The 24,022-nt window shown below is 66.8% G+C and carries 20 protein-coding genes and 1 tRNA gene; 8 read left to right on the forward strand and 13 right to left on the reverse strand.

The genetic code is table 11. From position 1 onward, the window contains the following. Positions 1-100 precede the first annotated feature (100 nt). Positions 101-349: a hypothetical protein gene (locus G6N36_RS12075; protein ID WP_235690027.1), complete on the reverse strand. Its 249-nt coding sequence runs from the start codon at positions 347-349 to the stop codon at positions 101-103. A 150-nt stretch (positions 350-499) separates the two neighbouring features. After that, complete coding sequence (locus G6N36_RS12080) at positions 500-1,279, reverse strand: alpha/beta fold hydrolase (RefSeq protein WP_163690634.1); 780 nt, start codon at positions 1,277-1,279, stop codon at positions 500-502. A gap of 315 nt (positions 1,280-1,594) precedes the next feature. Between G6N36_RS12080 and G6N36_RS12085 the strand changes: the two genes are divergently transcribed. Next, on the forward strand, positions 1,595-1,744 hold the full coding sequence (locus G6N36_RS12085) for a hypothetical protein (RefSeq protein ID WP_163686719.1): 150 nt from the start codon (positions 1,595-1,597) through the stop codon (positions 1,742-1,744). Between the two features lie 125 nt (positions 1,745-1,869). Here the strand turns inward: G6N36_RS12085 and G6N36_RS12090 are convergent. The 3 genes from G6N36_RS12090 to G6N36_RS12100 form a co-directional block, all read right to left on the reverse strand. After that, positions 1,870-1,943: transfer RNA gene (locus G6N36_RS12090), tRNA-Met, on the reverse strand. A 52-nt stretch (positions 1,944-1,995) separates the two neighbouring features. Further along, on the reverse strand, positions 1,996-5,007 hold the full coding sequence (locus G6N36_RS12095) for a UPF0182 family protein (RefSeq protein ID WP_163686720.1): 3,012 nt from the start codon (positions 5,005-5,007) through the stop codon (positions 1,996-1,998). 82 nt (positions 5,008-5,089) lie between these two features. After that, positions 5,090-6,112: a YlbL family protein gene (locus G6N36_RS12100; protein WP_163686721.1), complete on the reverse strand. Its 1,023-nt coding sequence runs from the start codon at positions 6,110-6,112 to the stop codon at positions 5,090-5,092. An 89-nt stretch (positions 6,113-6,201) separates the two neighbouring features. Here G6N36_RS12100 and G6N36_RS12105 point away from each other — a divergent pair, with 89 nt between their 5' ends. Genes G6N36_RS12105 through G6N36_RS12115 form a run of 3 tightly spaced genes read left to right on the forward strand, consistent with a single transcriptional unit; the run spans position 6,202 to position 9,840 of the window. Then, positions 6,202-7,578 (forward strand): zinc-dependent metalloprotease, encoded by a 1,377-nt coding sequence (locus G6N36_RS12105; RefSeq protein ID WP_163686722.1) that lies wholly within the window; start codon positions 6,202-6,204, stop codon positions 7,576-7,578. Between the two features lie 57 nt (positions 7,579-7,635). Continuing rightward, positions 7,636-8,463: a bacteriocin biosynthesis cyclodehydratase domain-containing protein gene (locus tag G6N36_RS12110; protein WP_163686723.1), complete on the forward strand. Its 828-nt coding sequence runs from the start codon at positions 7,636-7,638 to the stop codon at positions 8,461-8,463. A 57-nt stretch (positions 8,464-8,520) separates the two neighbouring features. Then, the gene (locus G6N36_RS12115) at positions 8,521-9,840 is read left to right on the forward strand and encodes a macrolide-binding ATPase MABP-1 (RefSeq protein ID WP_179964768.1); all 1,320 of its coding nucleotides are present in this window, start codon (positions 8,521-8,523) and stop codon (positions 9,838-9,840) included. Between the two features lie 30 nt (positions 9,841-9,870). Here G6N36_RS12115 and G6N36_RS12120 read toward each other — a convergent pair whose 3' ends face one another. The 3 genes from G6N36_RS12120 to G6N36_RS12130 all read right to left on the reverse strand — a co-directional run bounded on the left by G6N36_RS12120 (position 9,871) and on the right by G6N36_RS12130 (position 12,774). After that, the gene (locus tag G6N36_RS12120; protein ID WP_163690636.1) at positions 9,871-10,185 is read right to left on the reverse strand and encodes a WhiB family transcriptional regulator; all 315 of its coding nucleotides are present in this window, start codon (positions 10,183-10,185) and stop codon (positions 9,871-9,873) included. 158 nt (positions 10,186-10,343) lie between these two features. Further along, entirely contained in the window at positions 10,344-10,532 is a 189-nt protein-coding gene (locus G6N36_RS12125) for a hypothetical protein (protein ID WP_163686724.1), read from the reverse strand. A gap of 118 nt (positions 10,533-10,650) precedes the next feature. Continuing rightward, on the reverse strand, positions 10,651-12,774 hold the full coding sequence (locus tag G6N36_RS12130; RefSeq protein ID WP_179964769.1) for an ATP-dependent DNA helicase UvrD2: 2,124 nt from the start codon (positions 12,772-12,774) through the stop codon (positions 10,651-10,653). Between the two features lie 73 nt (positions 12,775-12,847). Here G6N36_RS12130 and G6N36_RS12135 point away from each other — a divergent pair, with 73 nt between their 5' ends. Next, a complete protein-coding gene (locus G6N36_RS12135) occupies positions 12,848-13,090 on the forward strand; it encodes a mycoredoxin (RefSeq protein ID WP_163686726.1) in 243 nt (80 codons plus the stop codon). Here G6N36_RS12135 and nudC read toward each other — a convergent pair. Next, positions 13,087-14,016, reverse strand: a complete 930-nt coding sequence (gene nudC / locus G6N36_RS12140; RefSeq protein ID WP_163686727.1) for an NAD(+) diphosphatase — start codon at positions 14,014-14,016, stop codon at positions 13,087-13,089. The genes G6N36_RS12135 and nudC overlap by 4 nt on opposite strands. Continuing rightward, positions 14,013-15,092, reverse strand: a complete 1,080-nt coding sequence (locus G6N36_RS12145; protein WP_163686728.1) for a potassium channel family protein — start codon at positions 15,090-15,092, stop codon at positions 14,013-14,015. Before G6N36_RS12145 ends, nudC begins: the two co-directional genes overlap by 4 nt. A 45-nt stretch (positions 15,093-15,137) precedes the next feature. On the opposite strand from G6N36_RS12145, the gene G6N36_RS12150 reads away from it, so the two are divergent. Then, the gene (locus G6N36_RS12150) at positions 15,138-15,551 is read left to right on the forward strand and encodes a DoxX family protein (RefSeq protein WP_163686729.1); all 414 of its coding nucleotides are present in this window, start codon (positions 15,138-15,140) and stop codon (positions 15,549-15,551) included. Here the strand turns inward: G6N36_RS12150 and G6N36_RS12155 are convergent. Both G6N36_RS12155 and G6N36_RS12160 read right to left on the reverse strand, forming a co-directional pair. Continuing rightward, complete coding sequence (locus G6N36_RS12155; RefSeq protein WP_163686730.1) at positions 15,538-18,798, reverse strand: ATP-dependent helicase; 3,261 nt, start codon at positions 18,796-18,798, stop codon at positions 15,538-15,540. The genes G6N36_RS12150 and G6N36_RS12155 overlap by 14 nt on opposite strands. Then, positions 18,795-21,938 carry an ATP-dependent DNA helicase gene (locus tag G6N36_RS12160; RefSeq protein ID WP_163686731.1) on the reverse strand — a complete coding sequence of 1,048 codons (3,144 nt, stop codon included), beginning with the start codon at positions 21,936-21,938 and terminating at the stop codon, positions 18,795-18,797. Before G6N36_RS12160 ends, G6N36_RS12155 begins: the two co-directional genes overlap by 4 nt. A 57-nt stretch (positions 21,939-21,995) precedes the next feature. Between G6N36_RS12160 and G6N36_RS12165 the strand changes: the two genes are divergently transcribed. Both G6N36_RS12165 and G6N36_RS12170 read left to right on the forward strand, forming a co-directional pair. Further along, positions 21,996-22,757 (forward strand): alpha/beta fold hydrolase, encoded by a 762-nt coding sequence (locus G6N36_RS12165; RefSeq protein ID WP_163686732.1) that lies wholly within the window; start codon positions 21,996-21,998, stop codon positions 22,755-22,757. Next, positions 22,758-23,054 carry an MGMT family protein gene (locus G6N36_RS12170; protein ID WP_163686733.1) on the forward strand — a complete coding sequence of 99 codons (297 nt, stop codon included), beginning with the start codon at positions 22,758-22,760 and terminating at the stop codon, positions 23,052-23,054. 90 nt (positions 23,055-23,144) lie between these two features. Here the strand turns inward: G6N36_RS12170 and G6N36_RS12175 are convergent, their stop codons facing one another. Then, positions 23,145-23,999 carry a TIGR02569 family protein gene (locus tag G6N36_RS12175; RefSeq protein ID WP_083125057.1) on the reverse strand — a complete coding sequence of 285 codons (855 nt, stop codon included), beginning with the start codon at positions 23,997-23,999 and terminating at the stop codon, positions 23,145-23,147. Positions 24,000-24,022: the final 23 nt, after the last annotated feature.

The following is a 24,022-nucleotide window of genomic DNA, read 5'->3' on the forward strand; positions in this document are numbered from 1 at the left end:
TCGGCTCGCCGTCATCGACCGTTGACCGGCGTGGGCGTCTCACTGGCGTTACGCCGTAACGGACCACACGCTGATGCTGACGCGGCCCGGTAGCGGTCGGCTACGTGAACTGTTGACCCATGAGCGGGTTCTGGCGCCCCGCAGACTTCGTTTGCCCTCGCTGTGCGACATTGGCAAGCGCGCTGAGGAGAGGGTTGTCTTGGACGAGCTGGCGTTGGTCTTCTTCGGACAGCTCATAGAACGTCCACATGCCCCAGGCGGCGGGCCGGACATACAGCGTCACCTTCTGGCGCCGCCCCTTGCTCTTCGCCAGCATCGCCGGGACGGGAACGGCTCGGTCCACGACCACGGCGCTCGAAAGTTCTTATGCGAGCTTGTCGACATCCACTGCGTCCTGGAGTTCGTGTGTCGTCGACTGAGGACCCTGGTGGGTCGACCCCTGCAACTCGATAAACCACGGTCCGCGGAGTGCCACCAATTCCCAGCGACAAGCCGATGATCAGCCGGTGGCGAAGAAGTCCAGCATCGCCGCGTTCACCGCATCGGGCCGTTCGAGAAATCCGAGATGACCGGTGTCGGCGATTTCCAGATATCGGCCGTTGGGTATGGCGGCCGCCACCTCGGCTCCGAGGTGGGGAGGCAATACGAGGTCGTCAGCGAACCCGATCACCAACACCGAAGCGGTGATCGCCTGGTATGCGGGTAGCCGATTGCTGTCCGGGGCGATGCGGAACTGGGCGCGAACTCCGGGAGTGGAGGCGGCGGGCCACATCGTGAAGGTGTCGATCCACTCCGCGACGGCGTCGTCGTCGTTCAATGTCTTTGGCGAAAATCCTTCCATCACACGAAGTTTCGCCGCATAGTTCACCGGCAGCCGGACGCCGGCTTCGATGAGATCCTTTTCGGCTCGCGCGAAGAACTCGCGCGCACGGTCATGCCTGCCGCGGGTGGCCATCAGGACGGCCTGGCTGACCAGGTCGGTGCGAGCCAGCATAAGTTCCTGGGCGATAAAAGAGCCCATCGAGACCGCCACGAGTCGCACCGGGGCCAGGTCGAGCTGCTCGATGAGCGCCGCGGTGTCAGCCACGACCGTCGCGGTGGTGAAGCCGTCGGCATTCGCGGTCGCGCCCACTCCCCTGTTGTCGAACGTGACGACGCGGTAACCGGCGTCGAGGAAAGCCGGCACCTGGTGAATGTCCCAGGTGCGTCCAACACCGCCGTGGCCGGAAATGAACAGCACCGCGTCGCCGCTGCCGCGGTCGTCGTAGGCCAGGTTCACCACGGTGGGACGGTACTACGAGCGTCGCGAGATCCGACCGTCGCCAGCCGCGCCTGCTGAATGTGAAACAAACTAACTCTGAGCTTGGTTAGCCCAGCTAATTTCGCGGTGTTTTCTTGGTTGGTATGCGGCTGAAAGGAACCGGCATGTCCAAGCGAGATCATGGGTTCCGACGGTCCGCGCACGCGGGTTCGTCCACTGCGGCCACCGCGGCCGCATTCGGGGCGCCGGCCTCCTCGGCGGCCCTGCCGCGGCACTATTTTGTTCAGCCCGGGGGGGGCGCAGGCCGTCGCGAGCCGTATCGGACCGGGCGCCGTGCCCATCGGTCTCCTCGCTCCCAACGTGGCGCCGGCCCACGTCTTCGATCCGTTCCCGGCCGCACTCGACCCCTTCCTCGATCTCGCGGGCGCGACACCCCTGGTCAACACCTGGGTCGGCAACGGCGGTACTGGCGGGTGCTGGTAAGTGCGGGTCTTGTCAGCGGGAAGCCATGACTATTCGAAAATCACGACCAGGAATGCTATTTTCGCGGTACGGGGCCAGGCATGAGAACAGCCCTCGGAGACATCTCCGAGGGCTGTTCCATTTAGTAGCGGGGACAGGATTCGAACCTGCGACCTCTGGGTTATGAGCCCAGCGAGCTACCGAGCTGCTCCACCCCGCGACGGGTGAACGCAAGGTTACCCAAGGCGCCGGTGCACCTCCAAATCGAGTGCTCAGCGAGTTGACTGGTACTTCTCCACCGCGTCGTCGAGGCGTTGCAGAGCCTCGCCGTACTCCGCGAAGTTGCCACCCGTCTGGGCGCCCTGCAGGGCTTCCAGCGCCGCGTTGACATCTTGCAGCGCTGCGGCTTTCGCCGCCGACAACTGCACGGGGCCACCGGGCGGCACCGCTGCTGCCGGAACCTGCGCCTCGGGTGGGCGCTGATCCCCCGGCTGCGCGGCCGGCGGCTGCCCTTCGGAAGCCGGCGTGGCCGCCGGCGCTTGTCCGTTCACCGGACCCGTCGGCGCAGGGCCGGTGGCGGTGGCGTCGGCACCTGGCCCGAACAGCTCGGTGAGCGCGTCACGCACGGTCGGGCCGTAACCGACCTTGTCGTTGTACATCATCGCCACCCGGATCAAGCGGGGGTACGACGACGCGGCATCGCTGGTGCCCGGAGACGCGTAAACAGGTGCGACATAAAGCAGACCACCCTGGGCGACCGGCAACGTGAGCAGATTGCCCCACCGGATGCGGTTCTGGTTGTCCCGTCCGATGACACCGAGATCCTGGCTCACCGCGGTGTCGGTGCTGATCGCGTTGAACGCCAGTTTCGGTCCGTTCACCTGGCCGGGAATGGTCAGCACGGTGAGCTTGCCGTATGTATCGGGGTCCGAACTGGCGCTGATATAGGCCGCCAGGAAGTCTCGGCGGAACCTGTTCATCGCGCTCGTCAACTGGAATGATGCCGAATTATCGTTGCTCGCAAGGTTTTTAGCGACGATGTAGTACGGCGGCTGATAGCTGCTGGCAGTGGGGTTCGGATCCAGGGGAACGTCCCAGAAATCCGATGTCGAGAAGAACGTCACGGGATCGTCGACGTGGTACTTGGCCAACAACGCGCGCTGAACCTTGAACAGATCCTCGGGGTAACGCAGGTGCCGTTGCAGTTCGGGGCTGATGTCGCTCTTGGGCTTGACGGTGCCCGGGAACACCTTCATCCAGGCCTGCAGCACCGGATCGTTTTCGTCCTGCGCATACAGCGTCACCGTGCCGTCGTATGCGTCGACCGTCGCCTTCACCGAGTTACGGATGTAAGACACCTGCTTGTCGACCTGCAGGCGGTTGACGGCCACCTCACTGGAGTCCGCCGTGGCGCTCGACAGGGTCGTCAACTGTGAATACGGGTAGTTGTCGAGCGTGGTGTAGCCGTCCACGATCCACACCATCTTCTTGTTCACGATGGCCGGGTACACGGTCGTGTCGGTCGTCAGCCACGGCGCAGCGGCCTCGACGCGATCGGCCGGATCGCGGTTGAACAAGATCTTGCTGTTCTCACCGATCACGTTGGAGAACAAGAAGTTCCGCTCGGCGAACTTCGCGGCGAACACCGAACGCGCCAGCCAACTGCCGACGGGCACACCGCCCGATCCGCCGTAGGTGTAGTTCTTGGTCTCGGTATTGGTCTCGTAGTCGTATTCCCGGTCGACGTCGCCGTTCTTACCGACGATTGCGTAATCGGCTGCGGTGTTCGCGATCACCGGACCGAAGTAGATTCGCGGCTGATCCAGCGGTGCGGGTCCTGGCGAGACGACGCTGCCGTTCGCGCCGACCACACTCGCGAGGAACTCGGGGTATCCACCGTTCTGGTTGGGGTCATTGGCGACTCCACGAACGGTGTTGGCCGGCGAGGCGATGAAGCCGTTGCCGTGCGTATAGACGGTGTGCCGGTTGATCCAGTCGCGCTGGTTGTCGATCAGCCGGTCGGGGTTGAGTTCGCGGGCGGCAACGACGAAGTCACGCAGGTTTCCATCCCGGCCGGTGTAGCGGTCCATCGCCAGATGGTCCGGGAAGTAGTAGAAGTTCTTGCCCTGCTGGAACTGAGTGAACGCCGGGCTGACGATGGTCGGATCGAGCAACCGGATGTTCGACGTCGTCGCACGGTCATTGGCCACCTGCTGAGCCGTCGTCTGCGCATCCCCGCTGTAATCGCGATACGTGACCGTCTCGTCGGTCAGCCCGTACGCCTGTCTGGTCGCGGTGATACTTCGACTGATGTATTCGCTTTCCTTCTGCGCGGCGTTCGGTTTGACGCTGAACTGTTCGACGACCAACGGCCACCCGGCGCCGATCACCAGCGACGACAACAGCAGCAGGACCACGCCGATGGCGGGGATCCGCAAGTCACGCAACACAATCGCCGAAAACACAGCCGCCGCGCAGATGACCGCGATGGCCATCAGGATGAGCTTCGCCGGCAGCACCGCGTTGATGTCGGTGTATCCCGCGCCGGTGAATGGCTTGCCGCTGCGGGTATGGCTCAACAGCTCATACCGGTCCAGCCAGTATGCGGCAGCCTTGAGCAGCATCAAAACGCCGACCAACGTGATCAGCTGAATGCGCGCCGCGCGGGTCAGTGCTCCGCTGCGACCGGACAACCGGATACCGCCGAAGAGATAATGGCCCAAAAGGTTTGCGATGAACGCGAGGAACGTCGCGACGAACAGGAAGCTCAAAACCAGCCGGTAGAACGGCAGCTCGAACGCGTAGAAGCCGAGGTCCATACCGAACTGCGGATCGGCGATCCCGAAGCTGCCGCCGTGTAGGAAAAGCTGGATACGGGTCCAATAACTCTGCGCCACAATGCCCGCCAGAACACCGATGAATGCCGGGATACCGATGCCGACAAGCCGCAGCCGGGACATCACCGCGGTGCGGTAGCGCGCGACCGGGTCGTTGGGGCCGGTGGTCGGGACGAACACCGGCCGGGTGCGATACGCCAGTGCAAGCCCGGCGAACACGATCGCGCCGATCAACACCGCGGCGATCAGAAACACCACAAGGCGGGTGAACAGCTGCGTGGTGAACACGGAGCGGTATCCGAGCTCGCCGAACCACAACCAGTCGACGTACGTATCGATCAGGCGAGGCCCGATCAACAGGATCAAGACGAAGATCGCACCAATCCCGATGAGAACCCGGCTTCGTCGTGTCAGCTTCGGCATTCTTGCCGCTGGCCGCATACCCACTCGTCAACTCCAGTTTCTAACCGTTCCCACACGTCTTGTGACGACGTGCCCCAACTCTACGCATGCGTCGTACAGCGTTCGCTCAGCATGCGGGGCGTTCGCCACCGGCTGAGAGGGTCTTGAGCGCGTCGACGGCCTGATCGAGGTTCTCGACCTTGACCAGTTCCAGTCCGTCCTGATGGGCCGTCTTGGCTTCCTCGCAGTTTTCGGCGGGGACCAGGAAAATGGAGGCCCCCGCGTCCCTGGCGGCCAGCATCTTGTGCGTGATGCCGCCGATCGCGCCCACCTTGCCGTCGCCGGTGATGGTTCCGGTACCCGCGACGAACTTGCCGTCGTTGAGGTCTCCGGTGGTGAGTTTGTCGACGACCGCGAGGCTGAACATCAGCCCGGCGGACGGCCCGCCGATATTGGCCAGGTTGAATTCGACGGTGAATGGCGCCCACGGCGCGTCGAGCACCCCGATCCCGAGGTAACCCTGGTCTTTGTCCGGGTGTTTACCCAGCGTGATGGTCGCAGCGCCGAGGTCACCGTTCTTGCGGCGGTAATCCAAGACCACCTGCTCCCCCGGTTTGGTGTCCTTGATCAGCGCCTGGAACGCGTCGAGGTCGGCCACCGGCTTTCCGTTGACGTAGTCGATCGCATCGCCGTCCTCCAGCTTGCCCGCCGACGGACCGTCCTCGTTGACCGATTCGACCGTCACAGCCATCGGATACTTCAGGTAGAGCAGTGCGGCGTATTCGGCGCTGTCCTCGGACTGACGGAAGTCGGTGTTGTTGGCCTCGTCGACCTCGTCCTTCGACTTGTCCGGCGGGTACACCAGGTCGCGCGGTACCAGTTGTTCTCGGCCCGACATCCACAGCACGAGCGCCTGACCGAGAGTCAACTGGTCGCGCTGAGACACCGTTGTCATGTTCAGGTGTCCCGATGTCGGATGGACCTCGGTGCCCTCGATGTCGACGACCTCCTTGCCGTCGACCTCACCAAGTGTGTCGAACGTCGGCCCAGGCCCCAGCGACACGAACGGCACCGTCACCACCGACAGCACGATTCCGAACGCGATAATCGGGACCAGCGCGACGAGCAACGTCAAAATGCGCCTGTTCACGCCGCCCAATGTAAAGGTTGGCCGGGACTTCGCTCTCGGCGTGACCTGCCGTCTCACATGGCGCGGCACCTGTGAGTACCGTTGGGGGCATGGCTGACCTGCCTTTCGGCTTCTCCCCCGGGGACGACCCCGAGCGAGACAAACGTAAGAAGGACCCGGACTCGGGGTCCGGCGATGCCGGCGGCCCCACGCCCGGCGACCCGTTCGGCATGGGGTTCGCGGGCGGTTCCGAGTTCGACATGTCCCAGCTGGGTCAGATCTTCAGCCGCCTCGGCGAGATGTTCAGCGGCGCCGGCAACGTCACGGCCGACGGCGCCAAGTCGGGCCCCGTGAACTATGACCTGGCCCGCCAGCTGGCGTCGAGCTCGATCGGCTTCGTCGCACCGGTCAGCGAGAACACCAGCTCGGCCATCTCCGACGCCGTCCACCTGGCCGAGACCTGGCTCGACGGCGTGACAGCACTGCCTGCCGGCACCACCAAGACCGTGGCATGGACGCCCACCGACTGGGTCGACAACACGCTCGAGACGTGGAAACGACTCTGCGATCCGGTGGCCGAGCAGATCTCCACGGTGTGGGCGTCATCGCTGCCCGAAGAGGCGAAGTCCATGGCCGGGCCGCTGCTGTCGATGATGACGCAGATGGGCGGCATGGCCTTCGGCTCGCAGCTGGGCCAGGCGCTGGGCACCTTGTCGAAGGAAGTCCTGACGTCCACCGACATCGGATTGCCCTTGGGCCCCAAAGGCGTTGCGGCCCTTATGCCTGCCGCGGTCGAATCGCTCACCGAAGGGCTCGAGCAGCCGCGCAGCGAGATCATCACATTCCTTGCGGCGCGCGAGGCCGCGCATCACCGCCTGTTCAGTCACGTGCCGTGGCTGTCGAGCCAGCTGATGAACGCCGTCGAGGCGTTCGCCAAGGGCATGAAGATCGACATGAGCGGACTCGAGGAGCTCGCGCAGGGGTTCAACCCCGCGGCGCTGACCGACCCGGCGCAGATGGAACAGCTGTTGAGCCAGGGCATGTTCGAACCGAAGGCGACGCCGGAGCAGACCGCCGCCCTCGAACGGCTCGAGACGCTGCTCGCGCTGATCGAGGGATGGGTGCAGACCGTCGTCACCGATGCGCTGGGCGACCGGATCCCCGGCACGTCGGCGCTGTCGGAGACATTGCGTCGACGACGCGCCACCGGTGGGCCGGCCGAACAGACCTTCGCCACCCTCGTCGGCCTGGAACTGCGGCCGCGCAAGATGCGCGAGGCCGCAGCGTTGTGGGAGCGGCTCACCGAAGCCGTCGGCTCCGACGCCCGCGACGGGGTGTGGCAGCATCCAGACCTGCTGCCCAGCGCGCAGGACCTCGACGAGCCGGCCGGCTTCATCGACCGCATGATCGGCGGCGATACCAGCGGCATCGACCAGGCACTGGCCGATCTCGAAAAAGACTCGGGCACAGACGATTCCGAGCGCTGATTCGGCGCCTGTGGATAACTCGGCGGCGTTTGGCCGCCGACGTGCCACACTCCTCGCATGGCGGGATACGTCCTGGACCCCGCGCGACCGGTCCTGTTGCGGCCCGACGGCGTCGTGCAGGTTGGCTGGGATCCGCGGCGAGCGGTCCTGGTTCGTCCACCGACGGGAATGACCGCGCGCACGCTGGCTGATCTGCTGCGCCGGCTGCAGTCCGGCGCGACCCTGGCGCAGCTCGACGAACACGCCGACGGGATCGGGACCCACGTCGTGGCGGAGCTGGTTTCGTCGCTGGTCGACGCCGCGGTCGTGACGAGCACGTCCCGAGGACGCACCCGGGCCGCGTCCATCCGAATCCACGGCCGAGGTCCGCTGTCGGACCTGCTCGCCTCGGCACTGCGTTGCTCGGGCGCCCTCATCACGCAGAGCAGCCGCACGCATGCCGGTGCACCCGCCGACTTGGCGGTGTTGACCGACTTCCTGGTGTCAGACCCGCGGGTGGTGCGTGACCTGCACGCCGACGGGGTCCCCTATCTTCCGGTGCGGGTGCGCGACGGTGCCGGCCTCGTCGGACCGTTGGTGTTACCCGGGGTGACGTCCTGCCTGCAATGTGCGGATCTGCATCGCAGCGAACGGGATTCGGCCTGGCCGGCGGTCGCTGCACAGCTACGCGACACCGTCGGCAGCGCCGACCGGGCGACGGTGCTGGCAACCGCGGCGCTGGCACTCAACCAGGTCGAGCGCGTCGTGCGCGCGGTGCACGACGGCCTCGACATAGCCGACACTGCGGAGCCGCCCCCGACGTTGAACACCACCCTGGAGTTCGACGTGAACGTCGGCACCATTGCTGCGCGCCATTGGCCGAGGCATCCAGGCTGCGGCTGCTGACAACGCGTGTAGGCAAGTCGCTTCGGTGCGCTCAGCATCGTCAGGGATGATGGTCTGGTGAGCGAGATCAAGCGGGGTCGAGCGGCGCGCAACGCCAAGCTGGCGGGACTGGGTGCCGGCATGGCCGGCCGGGCCGCGCTGGGCATCGGTAAACGGCTGACCGGCAAGGATAAAGACGAGGTCAACGCGGAGCTGATGGACAAGGCCGCCCAGCAGCTGTTCACCGTTCTGGGTGAGCTCAAGGGCGGCGCGATGAAGGTCGGCCAGGCGCTGTCCGTCATGGAGGCTGCCATTCCCGAGCAGTACGGCAAGCCCTACCGCGAAGCTCTGACCAAACTGCAGAGGGAGGCCCCGCCGCTGCCCGCAGCCAAGGTGCACCGGGTCCTCGACGGACAACTGGGCACCAAGTGGCGCGATCGGTTGACCTCTTTCGACGACAAGGCCGTCGCGTCGGCCAGCATCGGTCAGGTGCACAAGGCGGTGTGGGCCGACGGCCGCGAGGTCGCGGTGAAGATTCAATACCCCGGCGCCGACGAGGCGCTGCGCGCCGATCTCAAGACCATCCAGCGGCTGGTCGGTGTGTTCAAGCAGCTCTCCCCCGGCGCCGATGTGCAGGGCGTCGTGGACGAGCTCATCGAGCGCACGGAGATGGAACTCGATTATCGGCTGGAGGCCGACAACCAGCGAGCCTTCGCCAAAGCCTATGAGGGACATCCGCATTTCGTGGTTCCGCACATCGTCGCCAGCGCGCCCAAGGTGGTGATCCAGGAATGGATCGAGGGCGTCCCGATGTCGGTGATCATCCGCGAAGGCACCCAGGAACAGCGCGATCTGATGGGCACTCGACTTTTCGAGTTGACCTACGACGCGCCGAAACGTCTCGAGATGATGCATGGCGACGCCCATCCCGGGAACTTCATGCTGCTGGCCGACGGCAGGATGGGCGTCATCGACTTTGGCGCGGTGGCCCCGCTGCCCGGCGGGATTCCGCAAGAGATCGGTCTGGCGACGCGCTACGCGCTGAACGATGACTATGAGAACCTGCAGGCGACCATGCAGGCCATCGGATTCATCCAAAAGGGCGAGCAGGTGTCCAAGCGCGAGATGGACGACATGATGCGTCAGTACGTCGAACCGCTCGAGGTCGAAGTCTTCCACTACCGACGCAAGTGGCTACAGAAGATGATGAACTTCGACATGGACCGGTCGGTGGCCCAGATCAAGGCCGCGCGTCAGATGGATATTCCGGCCCACTTGGCGATTCCGATGCGGGTTATCGCCTCCAACGTCGCCATCGCGTGTCAGCTCGAGGCGCATGTTCCAGCCAGACAGCTTGCGACAGAGCTGATCCCGGGCTTCGCCGACGAAGCGGCCTGATACTGCGGTCCCGGGGCAGCCCGGCAGGGCTCACGCCGCTGCCGGGCTGTCCTCGGTGTTCTTGCGCGGGCGGCCCCTTGGGCGCTTGCGCTCGATGATGATGCCGTGATCGAGGATCTCGCCACCCCAGACGCCCCACGGTTCCGCGCGCTCGAGCGCGGCCGCCAGGCACTCGCGCCGGATCGGGCATTCGGCACACAGCGACTTGGCGCGTTCCAGTTCGACAGGGCTCTCGGCGAACCACAGGTCGGGGTCGTTCAGGTGACAGGGCACCGCCAGCTTCGCCCTTTGTCGGCATGTCTGCGTTTGGACGCTCTTCGCGCGAGCGTTCATCGCAAGTGACATGGCTCGTACCTCAGCTTCCTGGTCGTCGGTTTCGTATCTCATCGGTCTTTTCGATGGATCCTGACCAGGTCTTTCGGTGTCCGACTGACTCCCAAAAGGACTTGGCCACGGATCCGGTGACTGCGGGTCCGTGGCCTTTGGGCGAAATCGTGGCTTACCTAGATGGTGCCCCGATTCACGGACTCTTCAGTCGCGGTGGCGGTGCGGCGCTTGCGCTGCGGGGAAATAGCAGCTGCGGCACCCGCGGCGACGTGCGCCATGGCGGGATGCTCAGCGGCAGCGGGGACACGGAGGGTCCACGAACCGCCGGCGATGCCTACGGCGTCAAATGCATTGATGCTCGACATGTTCTCGGAACCCTCCTTTCACACGACAAATCACACGGCTGGGGTGTGCGATCTTGAGGCTAAGCGTAACAGGGAAAAGTGACAACTGATTTTCTGACCTGCGGCTTTGGCACGATTTTTACGAGGATTGGCGGCCTTTCACCAACGCGAGGACGTCGGCGCCGTACTGCTCGAGCTTGCGCGCACCGATGCCGGGAATCGCCACGAGCGCGGCGTCGTCGCCCGGCAACGTCTCGGCGATCGCGATCAAGGTGTTGTCGGTGAACACCACGTACGCAGGCACGCTCAACTCCTTGCTGGTGCGCAGCCGCCAGTCCTTGAGCTCCGCGAGCAGGTTCTCGTCGATATCGGACGGGCACCCCTCGCAGCGTCGCAGCACAATCGCCGCAGGGGCCGTCAGGGCGGCGTTGCACACACGGCAGCGCGGCGCAGCGCCCTTGGGCCGACGCGGCTTGCTGGGGCTGCTGTCGGCCGACGCCTGCGGCGCGACACCGTTGAGGAACCGCGACGGTTTACGACTCTGTCGCCCACCAGGAGCCCTGGCCAGTGCCCAGCTCAGCGCCAAATGTACTCGCGCCCTTGTGATTCCGACATAGAGCAGCCGGCGTTCCTCTTCGACCGGCTCGCTGTCCGGACCGTGCGCCAAAGCATGGGAGATCGGCAGGGTGCCGTCGGCGAGACCGACGAGGAACACCGCGTCCCACTCCAGACCCTTCGCGGCATGCAGCGACGCGAGCGTGACGCCCTGGACGACGGGCGGGTGCCGGGCGTCGGCGCGCTGCCGAAGCTCGACGAGCAGAGCGCGCAGATCCAGCGACGGGCGCTGCGCGACCTCCTCATCGACGAGTTCGGCGAGCGCGGTCAGCGCCTCCCACCGCTCGCGCGCTTTGGTGCCGGCCGGCGGTTCGGCGGTCAGGCCCAGCGGCTCCAGCACGGCGCGGACGATCTCGGGCAGTGGTCCGTTGCCGTCTTCTTCAGCACCGCGGTCGGCGGCGCGCTGCAACGCCACCATCGATTGGCGGATCTCCTGGCGGCTGAAGAAGCCCTCGCCGCCGCGCACTTGGAACGGGATGCCCGCCTCGGTCAGCGCCTCCTCGTAGACCTCGGACTGCGCGTTGATGCGGTACAGCACCGCGATCTCGGCGGCTTCGGTACCCGATTCGATGAGTCGCTTGATGCTCTTGGCGACGGCGGCGGCCTCAGTGACCTCGTCGCGGTGTTCGGCGAACGTGGGCACCGGGCCGGCGTCACGCTGTCCGACCAGGTGCAGCCTGCTGCCGGCCATCCGACCGCGGGCCGCGGCGGTGACGCGGTTGGCCAGCGACACCACCTGCGGGGTGGAGCGGTAGTCGCGCTCCAGCCGGACCACCGCGGCGTCGGGAAAGCGCCGCGAGAAGTCGAGCAGATACTGCGGTGTGGCGCCGGTGAACGAGTAGATCGTCTGGTTGGCATCGCCGACGACGGTGAGGTCGTCGCGGTCGCCCAGCCATGCGTCGAGCACACGCTGCTGCAGCGGTGTGACGTCCTGGTACTCGTCGACCACGAAACAGCGATACCGATCGCGGAACTCCTGGGCCACGGCCGCGTCGTTCTCGATGGCGGCGGCGGTGTGCAACAGCAGGTCATCGAAGTCCAGTAGTGCCGTCCCGTCGCGGCGGGCCTTGAGCGTCTCGTATCCCGCGTACACCGCCGCGACTTTGGCCGCGTCGAAGGGGATGTCACGTCCTGCCTTCGCGACGGCGGCGGGATAAGTCTCCGGACTGATCAAAGATCCCTTGGCCCATTCGATTTCGCCCGCGAGGTCGCGGACGTCGTCGGTGCCGGCATTGAGCCCGACGCGGTTGGCGGACTGTGCGACGACGGCGAACTTCGTGTCCAGCAGTTCCCATCCGGTGTTGCCGACCACGCGGGGCCAGAAATACGCCAACTGACGGCGGGCCGCGGCGTGAAACGTCATCGCCTGCACCGACGCGGTGCCGACTCCGTCATCGAGGGCACGCAGCCGGGCACGCATCTCACCGGCGGCGCGCTGGGTGAACGTCACCGCCAGCACCTGTCCCGGTGCGACGTGCCCGGCGGATACGAGGTGGCCGATGCGACGGGTGATGGTGCGCGTCTTTCCGGTGCCCGCGCCGGCCAGCACGCAGACCGGACCGCGGGGGGAGAGCACGGCCTCGCGCTGCTCATCGTCGAGGTCGTCGATGATGCGCGAGCATGCGACCTCTAACGGCATGCGGACCATCTTGTCAGGGTGGGCCGACAAAACCGGGGCATGCCGCGGGCATGTTCGGCGCATCGACTACGTTGACTGCTTTATGAGTGCTGAGTTGACCATGTACACCACGTCGTGGTGCGGCTATTGCGTCCGCCTGAAGAAGGTGCTGAAGTCCGAGGGCATCGCGTTCGCCGAGGTCGACATCGAGACCGATCCCGCCGCGGCGCAGTTCGTCGCAACCGCGAACGGCGGCAATCAGACGGTCCCGACGCTGAAGTTCCCCGACGGCTCGACGCTGACCAACCCCAGCGGAGCCGAGGTCAAGAAGAAACTCGGCCGCTAGTCGAGCGCCGCCCAGGACTCGATGATTTCGCGGGCGATCGAGATCGAACCGGGCAGCAGCAGGCGTGACGACGAGTCGCTAGTCCAGTCCCCGTCGGCCAGCGCGGCGCGGACCTCGTCTCTGGTGAACCAGGCCGCCTCCGCGATCTCGCCGTCGTTGAACGAGAACTCCTGCTCCGGATCCCCGATCGCGTGGAAACCGACCATGAGTGATCGCGGAAACGGCCACGGCTGGCTGCCCAGGTACTGGACATCGGTGACGTGCAATCCGATCTCTTCGGCGATCTCGCGCACGACACACGATTCGAACGACTCCCCCGCCTCGACGAACCCGGCCAGCAGCGAGAACAGCCGCTCCGGCCACACCGTCTGACGGGCCAGCACCGCGCGGTCATGCCCGTCATGAACGAGGCAGATCACCGCCGGGTCGATGCGCGGAAACTCCTCGTGGCCGGCGGCGGCGTTGGCCCTGGCCCAGCCACCCCTGATCGGCTTCGTGGGCGCGCCGTCGATGGCACTGAACCGCGCGCTGTCATGCCAATTCAGCAGGGCGGTGGCGGTCGCGACCAGCTGAGCGCTGACATCGTCGAAGATCGGGCCCGCACGACGAAGGTCGAGTACCTCTGTTTCGGTGTGTGGGTCTTCGGGCCCCTCCAGCGCCGCGCGGATCCCCCACACATGCGAACCGTCGGCGAGCCGCCCGAGGAACACGGCGTTCTCGGGAGGCTTGGCACCCAAGTCGGCGGCCTTGCCAAGCACCACGCTGCCGTTGGCGATCAACACCTGATTTCGGTGATCGACCCGCAGCACGCGGGCATCGGCCCAGCCGGCCAGCGCCGCGTCGACGTCGGTGCGCAGCGTGTCGGACCGGTCGGCACCGACGCGGGACAGCAGCGGGACGTTGCGGAGCCGGAACCCGCCGGTCATCGCTCCGCGTCCGCGCTGCGGATGTACAGCAGCCGGTCGCCGTACTCGAGTGAGTCGACCACCTCATCGTCGACACGCATCAGCTTTCCGTCTCGCACGACGCCGAGGACGATGTCGGTGTTGTGTTTCGGCGATCCGCCCACCTCTTTGGGGCCCACCTCGCGTTCGGCGATCGCGAACCCGGCATCGGGGGTGAGAAGGTCCTCCATCATCTCGACAACGCTCGGGGTCTGGACGGCTATGCCCAGCAGCCGTCCCGCTGTCTCCGATGTGACCACCGTCGAGTCGGCGCCGGATTGTTGGAGCAGGTGCTGGTTCTCGGCTTCCCGCACTGCGGCGATGATCTTGGCGTTCGGCGCCAGCTCGCGAGCAGTCAGCGTCACGAGAACGGCGGTGTCGTCGCGATTGGTGGCCACGATGATCGATTTCGCATGCTGCGCGCTGGCCAGCCGCAGCACTTCCGAGTCCGTGGCGCTGCCGCGCACAGTGACCAGACCTGCGCTCTTGGCCCGTTCGAGGGCGACGGGGCTTTCGTCGACGACCACGATGTCGGCGGGAGCGATCTCATCGCCCACCATCGCGGCGACTGCCGTCCGGCCCTTCGTGCCGTATCCGATAACGACGGTGTGGTTGCGCAACTTGTTCCTCCACTGCTGGATCTTGAATGCCTGTCGCGATTCGGTGGTGAGCGTCTCTACCGTCGTACCGATCAACACGATCAGGAATGCGACGCGCAGTGGCGTGATGATCACGATGTTGACCAGCCGCGCGCCCTCCGTGATGGGCGTGATGTCGCCGTACCCGGTCGTCGACAGGGAAACAGTCGCGTAATAGAAGCAATCCAGTAGCGAAAGGCCGTCGGTCTGCGTGTCCTTGTAGCCGTCGCGGTCGATGTAGACGATGAGCACGACAGCACACAGCACGCCCATCGCGATCACGATCCGCTTCGTGATGCGCACCCACGGGCTTGGCACGTCTTCGGGAATCTGGACGCGGTCGACCAGCGAATGGACCGGCCGATCGTCGAGCGACTGATTGATTCTGCTGAGCCGACGGCGCAATCGTCCCCTAGCCATCAGAACCCATCATCGCTGCAAGTCGCCGCACGCCATTATGTAACCATGACCACACCCGCACCCGAACCCGAGCAGATCGCGAATCCCAAACGAGCCCACCTGATGGGCGCCGGACTGCTCGGCATGGGCGTCCTCCACTTCGTGGCGCCCAAGCCGTTCGACACGATCATCCCGGAGGAGCTGCCTGGCAGCGCGCGTTTTTACACCTACGCCTCCGGCGTCGGTGAGTTGGCGGTTGGCGGCCTGCTACTGGCGCCGAAGACGCGTCGCCTCGGCGCACTGGCGGCCATCGCTTTGTTCATCGGCGTGTTTCCCGGGAACGTGAACATGGTCCGGCTGTGGTTCAAAGACCCTGCCAAGACCCTTCCTATGAGGGTGGGGGCGATGGCCCGCCTGCCTTTGCAGATCCCGATGATCACCGAGGCGCTGAAGATTTACCGCTCGACTAAGCCGCAGTAGCCCATCCTAGTAGCGCCAGCAGGCCGGCGGTGCCGGGCAGATCATCGGGGGTGACAGTCAGCCCGCTGCGCACGTAGTGAAACGACGCGCGCACCGATTGGGCCGGGCAGCCCTGCAGCGCAGCCCATGCCAGCCGGTAGACGGCGAGCTGAACGGCCGCTTGCTGCTTGGCTTCCGGCGTGTCCGGCGGGTCACCTGTCTTCCAGTCGACGACAGTCGCCCCACCGTCGTCATCGCCGAACACCGCGTCGATCCGTCCGCGCACCACCCGCCCGCCGAGCACCATGTCGAACGGCACCTCAACGTCGATCGGAGTCCGGGCTGCCCACGGCGATACCGCGAATGCCGCCTGTAGTTCGACGAGTTCGTCGGCGACGGTGGTGGCGTGATCCATGGCGCCGGGCAGATCATCGAGGTCGAAGAGCCGATCGGCGTGGTAGAAACGCTGCACCCAATCGTGAAAAGCGCTGCCCAGTAACGCGTGTGGATCGGGCCGGCTGGGCAGCCTGCGCCGCAGTCGCTGTGCCGCCGCGTCCGGGTCACGGCCGAGCTCCACCAGCGCGCTTACCGACAGCTGCTTAGGCAACGGCGGGACCGCACGTTCGTGGGCCCGATCGCGTTCGGCCAGCAGAGCGTCGACATCGGAAACCCACCCCTCGGTTTCCACGGCCAGCTCGCCGCCCGGTTCACCCGACATGGCCCTGACGACCAGTTCAGCGCCCGTGCGCACGTCGGCGCGGCGGGAGCCGACGGGGTCGGCGGGCCACACCGCCTCAACGACTTTGTCACGCAACGGGTTGGGTTCACCGTCGGCCGGTGCGGGGGTCCACTCCTCGACAACACCGCAGGGGTGGCCCGCTGCATCCGCCTGTTCGATGATCTCCTTGAGCTCTTCGAGAAACGCCGACGGACCACGTGGCTTGGTCTCCGTCGCTCCCCAGTGATGACCCGAGAGCAGCAGCGTGTCCTCCGCACGGGTGATCGCCACGTACAACAGGCGGCGCTCCTCGTCGATGCGGCGCTGCGCCAGGCTGTCCTTGTGATCAGAGATCGTGTCCGACAGCCTCTTTCGATCGCTCACGGCTGAGGTGTCCAGGACCGGCACCCCGTGTTCTGACAGCGTTGCCCGGTCGCCCCGCAACAGCGGCGGCAGATCACCCGCGTCGGTCAGCCAAGTGCGGGCTGACGCGGTGGACGGGAACACCCGGCCGCTGAGGTGTGGCACCGCCACGACCTGCCATTCCAGCCCCTTGGCGGCGTGCACGGTCAGTATTTGAACCCTGTCGTCGGCGACGGAGACTTCCGCCGGCGCCAAGCCGTTCTCGACCTGCTCGGCCGCATCGAGGTAGGCCAGCAAGCCGGGCACCGTCGCACCGGGACGGCTGGCGAAGTCGGCCACCACGTCGGCGAACGCGTCGAGGTGTTCGGTGCCCGCCCAGCCCGCCGACACCCGCCGCGCCGCCCTGACCTCGGTGTCGATCCCGAGCACCCGTCGCACCTCGGCGACCAGCTCAGGCAGCGGGTGTGTGAGATGTCCACGCAGCGCGGTCAGTTCGCGACTCAATTCCACGATGCGGGCGTATCCCGCCGGGGAGTATGCCGCAGCTGATCCGGGATCGCCGACGGCGTCGGTCAGGCAGGCGATGTCGGCGTCGGGTGCGGCTTGCGCGACTACGCGATCCGCCACCGCACCATTCTCGGGCTTGCCGACGTCGTCGAGTTCGACAGCACGCCGCCACAGCGCGGTGATATCGCGGCCACCCAACCGCCAGCGCGGCCCGGTGAGCACGCGCATCGCGGCAGTACCGGCGGTGGGATCGGCCACCATTTGCAGCATCGCCACCACATCGGCGACCTCGGGCACCCCGAGCAGCCCGGCGAGGCCCACGACTTCTACCGGTACGCCGCGAGCGGTGAGCGCATCAGCGATGGGTGCGGCATCGGCGTTGCGCCGCACCAACACCGCGGCCGTCGGCGCCGCGACACCACTACCTCGCGCCTGGTGATAGATCCGCGCCAAATGATCTGCGACCCAATCGCGTTCGGTAACGACGTCGTTCAGCAGGGCGCATCGGACGGTGCCCTCGGCCGCATCCGGCTTGGGCCGAAGCTCGCGAACCGCAACCGAGCGGCGCCGCGCCTCTGCCGACACCGCATTCGCCAGATGCAAAGTGCCCGGTGGATTGCGCCAACTGGTGCGAAGCTCCAGCGTCGGCGCGGGTCTGCCATCGGAATACGGGAAGTCGGTGGTGAAGCGCGGCAGGTTGGTGGCCGATGCGCCGCGCCAACCGTAGATCGACTGGATTGGATCGCCGACGGCGGTCAGGGCAAGCTCGTCGTCCACGCCACCGCCGAACAACGCCGACAGCGCGACCCGCTGGGCGTGACCGGTGTCCTGGTATTCGTCAAGCAGCACAACCCGATACCGATTTCTCAGCTGCTCGCCGACCTGGGGGAACGCCGATGCCAACCGCGCCGCCGACGCCATCTGCATGCCGAAGTCCATCACCTTCAGCTCGCGCATCCGCCGGTGCAGCGCATCGATCAGCCCGATGAAGTGCGTGCGTTCTGTCTGGGTGGCCAGCAAGCGCAGCAGCCATTGGCTTGGTCCGCGGTCTCGCTGATACGGGCCTGCGGGCAGGGTGTGCACGAGCCGTTCGAGTTCGACGTGGGTGTCGTGCAACTGCTCGGTGTCGACGAGGTGCTCGGCCAATTGCCCGGCGAGTCGGAGCACCATCGCGGTTACGGCGGCCGGCGTCTTGTCGGTGTCGAGGTGCTGCGGATGTTCACACACGACCCGGAAAGCCAATTGCCACATCTCGGTTTCGCTCAGCAAGCGGGCGTCCGGTTCGATGGGAAGCAGCAGACCGTGCTCGCGCAGCAGATTTCCCGCGAACGCGTGGTAGGTGCTGACGGTCGCCGGGTCGTCGGTGCTGTCGGACAGTCCGGGGCCAACGGGAACGAGACCCGCGCCCGCGAGCCTGGCCAGCCTGGTGCGGACACGACGCAGCAGCTGTCCCGACGCCTTGCGGGTGAACGTCAGACCTAGCACCTCACCTGGGCTGGCGTAGCCGTTGGCGACCAGCCAGACCACCCGGGCCGCCATCGTCTCCGTCTTGCCCGCACCAGCGCCGGCGATGACAACCAGCGGGCCCGGCGGTGCGGCGATCACGGCTGCCTGCTCGTCGGTCGGGGCGAAGAGCCCAAGCGCTGACGCGAGTTGGGCTGGGCTGTAGCGGGCGTTCACTGCTGACCCCCGATGAGTGTCTGGGCCGGGCACATTTTCTGCACCGGGCAGTGTGCGCAGCCGTCGTTGATCCGCGCGATGTACTGCGGGCCCTGCGTGGCGGCCGCCGCGCCCTGGAGCTTCGCCCGCCATGCCGCGTGCGATTCGGCCGTCAGCGCGTCCTGCTCACGCTCGGCCGCCTTGCCGCCGCTGGTCTTGCCGAGGTATACCAGCTTGCCGCCGCCCGGCTCCGCCCCCTGCGGCAGCAGCCCTTCGGCGATGGCCAGCTGATACATCGCGAGCTGGGCATGCCGCTGAGCGTCGTCCTTGGTGACCGGACTCTTGCCGGTCTTGACGTCGACGACCACCAGGCGGCCCTCGCTGTCGCGCTCCAGCCGGTCCAGCCGACCGCGGACCCGTACTCCGGGACCCTCACCGGTCGGTTCGACGATCTCGCCCGCGACGTCGATCTCGGTGCCGACCTCGGTCAGGTGGTGGCGACTCTGCGCTCGCCACTGCATGAACGTCGACAACATCGTCCGATGACGTTCCAGCTCATTGTCCGAGTGCCACTGCGCATCGAACGGCAGTTTTTCCCAGACCTTTTCCAGTTCGTTGAGCATCTGATTCTCGGTCTTGCCCGGATCGGCGACCAAGACGTGCAGCAGCGAGCCGATCGCGGACCGCACATCGCGTGTGTCGTTGCCGCCGTGGCGTTCGAGAAGCCAGCGCAGCGGGCAGTCCGTGAGCATCTGCAGCGTCGACGGCGACAACGTCACGGTGTGCTCGTCACCGCACCACAGGGGCTGGTCGGTGGAGAGCGGCGTGGTGGCGTACCACTGGCCGGGATCGGCACCGGGTACGCCAGCTTGCGCCAGTCGGGCCAGTTGCGTTGCCGCACAGGCGCGTACACCGTCTTCGACATCGTCGGTAGGGGCGCAGACCACCGCGCGCAGACGCCCGACCAGGGCCGTCGGCGCCAGTACCTTCGGTGCGTGCACCGGAATCGGCGGCTCAGGATCGGGATCGGTGACAAGCGATGTCAATTCGTAGCAGAACGGCGACGGCAGCATCGACTCGTCGCCGCAGTCGCTGTCGACCGCGGTCACCAGCAGCCGGTTGCGGGTGCGGCCGATAGCCGCGATGAGCAGCCTGCGCTCCTCGGCCAGCAGCGGCGCACGCGTTGACACCACCTTGTCATTAGGACCAACTACCCCATCGAGGACGTCCACCAGCTGCTGAGTACCGAGCACGCCACCACGCGGAATGATGTTGGGCCACAGCCCTTCCTGCAGCCCCGCGATGACGACGAACTCCCACTCCCCGCCGAGCGCCTCGTGCGCGCTGAGGACCGGAACGGCATCGGCGGTGGCTCGGTCATCGCGCGAGGCAGACGGCAGACCGAGCGCACTTGCGTGATCGAGGAGTCCGCGCAACGATGCGCCCGCGGTGCGGTTCACATATTGCTCGGCGATGTCGAAGAACGCGGTGACCGCATCGAGATCGCGATCGGCTTGTGCGCCCGCGGCGCCCCCGCGTTCACTGGCCGTCAGCCAACGCCGCTGTAGACCGGACCGGTGCCACGCCTGCCAGAGGGTGTACCGCGGATCCCCGCCCTCCGACGCTGAGCGCTGCGCAGCGGCTAGCACCGCGCCGACCCGGCGCAGTGGGCGGGTGAGTTCGGCGGAGAGTCCTTCTACCTTCGTCTCGGGGTCGCCGGTCAGGACGTCGACGAGCAGGTCGCCGAGGTCGCGGGGCGGCTGCGCACCATCCAAGCGGCGCAGAGCCCGCCGCAGCTGGCGCAGCGACACGGGGTCGACCCGACCGATCGGGCCGGTCAACAGCGAAAGCGCCTGTGCTCCGTCGAGGTCGCCTTCGGTGGCTGCGAGCACTGTCAGCAGGGCTTGTACCGCGGGCTGGTCGGCGAGCGGCGCAGTAGAAGTCGGCAAGTCCACGGGCACGCCGGCGGCGGCAAGGGCGCGTGCGAGAGCCGACCCCAGTCGCGGCACCGACCGCACGATCACCGCCATCTCGGACCAGGGGACCCCGTCGATCAGATGGGCACGTCGCAGGGCATCGGCGATCAGCGCGGATTGGGCGTGCGGCGACGCCGCGATGCGCACCGTCACGGAGCCGCACTCCCCGTCGGCGCCGTCCACGCGTCGCGCGTCATCGACACCCGGAAGCCGTTGGGCGACCCCACTGATGGCGCGCGCGATGGCGGGGGCGCAGCGATGCGATTCGGTGAGGGTGAGCGCAGGCTCGTCGCCGCGCAGCAGTGCAGGATCGGCGCCGCGGTAACCGAATACCGACTGATTCGGGTCGCCGGCGAGGGTGGTGAGCTCGGCACCGCCGGATAGCACACGGACAAGGCGTGCCGCCTGCGGATCCAGATGTTGGGCATCGTCGACGAGCAGCAGTTTGATGCGCGCGCGCTCGGACGCCAGCAGATCATCGTCTATCGCCAGTGCTTCCAGGGCCGCGTCCACCAATTCGGCGGCGCCGAGGGCAGGCACGGTCGCCTGCGGCGCTGCCATTCCGACCGCCGAACGCAGCAGCATGATCTGTTCGTAGGCCTGCGCGAACTGTCCGGCCGCCAGCCATTCGGCTCGGCCGGCGCGCCGTCCGATGCGCTGCAACTCGACAGGATCCACCCCGCGTTCCGTGCAGCGCGCCAACAGGTCACGCAGTTCGGTGGCGAAACCGACGGTGCTCAGTGCGGGTCGAAGCTGTGCGGGCCACGCGACACTGGACCGGTCACCGTCTTCGAGGTCGCCGGCGAGCAGCTCGCGGATGATGCCATCCTGCTCGGCGCTGGTGATCAGGCGCGGCGGCGGATCGCCCTTGCGTTGCGCGGCGAGCCGCAACACCGCGAAGGCGTATGAGTGCACGGTGCGGACCAATGGCTCGCGGACGACCGCCCGGGTGCCCGCCTTCAGCAGCGCGGAGGTGATTGCGGCACGCGCTTGCATGCCGAGGCGTGCCGAACCCGTCAGCAGCAGAACCGATTCCGGGTCGGCGCCCGCCGCGATGTGGGCAGCTGCGGTGTGGATCAGCAGAGTGCTCTTGCCGGTGCCCGCTCCACCCAGCACTCGCACCACGCCGCGCATTCCGGGTTCGGCGAGCGCGGCCGGCGTGAGATCGGTGTGTGGTGCGGACATGCCCCGAATGACACCACGGGGGTCTGACAAGTCGGCGGTGGTCCTAGCATCGACGTTGTGACCGATCTGCACCTGCACCGCTACGGCCCGTCGGGTCCGACACAGGTCCTCGCCATTCACGGCCTGACCGGGCACGGGCAGCGGTGGCAGACCATGGCCACACGGCACCTGGCCGAAATCACGGTTGCCGCACCGGACCTGCTGGGCCACGGACGATCGACGTGGGCCGCACCGTGGACCATCGACGCCAACGTCGCGGCACTGGCCGAGCTACTCGATGCTCCAGCGGTGGTGGCCGGGCATTCGTTCGGCGGCGCCGTGGCACTTGCCCTGGCCGCGTCCCGCCCGGATCTGGTGTCCGCGCTGGTTCTGCTCGACCCCGCGGTGGGCCTGGACGGCGGTTGGATGCGCGACATCGCGGACGACATGCTGGCGTCACCGGACTACACCGACCGCGCCGAGGCGCGCGCGGAGAAGGCCTACGGTTCATGGGCCGACGTGGACGAAGACGAGCTGGATCGTGAGCTGGACGAGCACCTCGTCGATCAGCCGAACGGGCGCGTGGGCTGGCGCATCAGCATCCCGGCGATGATGTCCTACTGGAGTGAGCTGGCCCGACCGATCACGTTGCCGCCCAGCACGATTCCCGTGACCCTGATCCGGGCTAACCGGACCAGCCCGCCGTATGTCACCGATGAGTTGGTCGCGCGGCTCGGCTCCGAGCGGGACTTCACGCTGCTGGAATTCGACTGTGACCACATGGTCGCTCAAGCACTGCCCGTCGAGACGGCGGCGGTGATCGGCAAGGCACTCGGGTAGATGGCGGCGATCACCGACGAACAGGTCGAAGCCGTGCGCGCCCTCGTCGCCGCCATTCCGCGGGGGCGCGTCTCGACATATGGTGACATCGCCGCCGTCGCAGGCCTTTCCAGTCCCCGCATCGTCGGCTGGATCATGCGCACCGATTCGTCGGACCTTCCGTGGCACCGGGTGATCCGGGCCTCCGGCCGCCCAGCGCCGCACCTCACTGCCAAGCAGCTCGAACTGCTGCGAGCCGAAGGTGTGCTGGCCGAGGACGGCCGGATCCCGCTGCGCGAAGTCCGCCACGAATTCTGAGCGTGAATGCACGCTTGTTTACGTAAACGTCGAGTAGAGGCGCCAACAAGCGTGCATCCCCAGCTCCGCGGGGGCCCACGGCGCGAAACGCTAGAGCACCAGCCGCACCAGCGCTGCCGTCCGCGCCAGGCCCGGAAACGCCGCGGCCGTCGACCGCGGATGCAGCGCGTGAACCGCGAGACGGAACATCAACGCGCGCAACAACATCTGCGGCCATTCCGGCAGGGGGCTCCACCGTTCGATGAGCCCGTCGTCGGCCTCGCCCCATGACAACGCGTCGACGACCACCACTCCGGCAGCCCACGATGCCGGCCGCCAATACGGCGTGATGTCGGTGATTCCCGGGGCCGCCGTACCGGCGAAAAGCACTGTGCCGTAGAGGTCTCCGTGGACCAGCTGGCTGGGACTCTTGGTCGGCCTGCGCAGTGTGGCCAACTGACCGATCAGCTCAACGGACTTCTGACCGTCCGCGGACCCGGGCGACACCCGCGCGCCCGGCGGCAGCGAGTGCAGGGGACGCTCTTCCCATGCGGCCCGGTCGGCGGCGATGAACACGTCGACGTCAGCCCACGGCGCCACCGGAGGCTGAGTCAGGAAACGCGGACGCTCGAGCTTGGCCGTCGCCTCGTGCAGCCGCACGGCCGCGGACACCACTTCGTCGTGACGCGGTTCCGGGGTCCCCGCGACGAAGGTGTCGGCGCGCCAGCCCGCCACCACATACCGGCCGTCGGTCGAGCGCACGGGCCTGGCCAGGCGCACACCGTCGACGAAGAGCGTCTCGCGCACCTTTGCCGACCATGCTGCACGCGCGTGGTCGGCGACCATCGACAGCACGACCTCGCCGCAGCGCCAGCCGCCCTCCCAGCTCGACCCGAGCGGCACAGGTTGGACTCCGCTCAACCCGAACCCCGCCAGCACATGATCAGGCGGTTGCTCGACACTCACCGCATCAGCGTAAGCGCAGGTCG

It is taken from the genome of Mycolicibacterium gadium (assembly GCF_010728925.1).
Taxonomy (GTDB): Bacteria; Actinomycetota; Actinomycetes; order Mycobacteriales; family Mycobacteriaceae; genus Mycobacterium; species Mycobacterium gadium.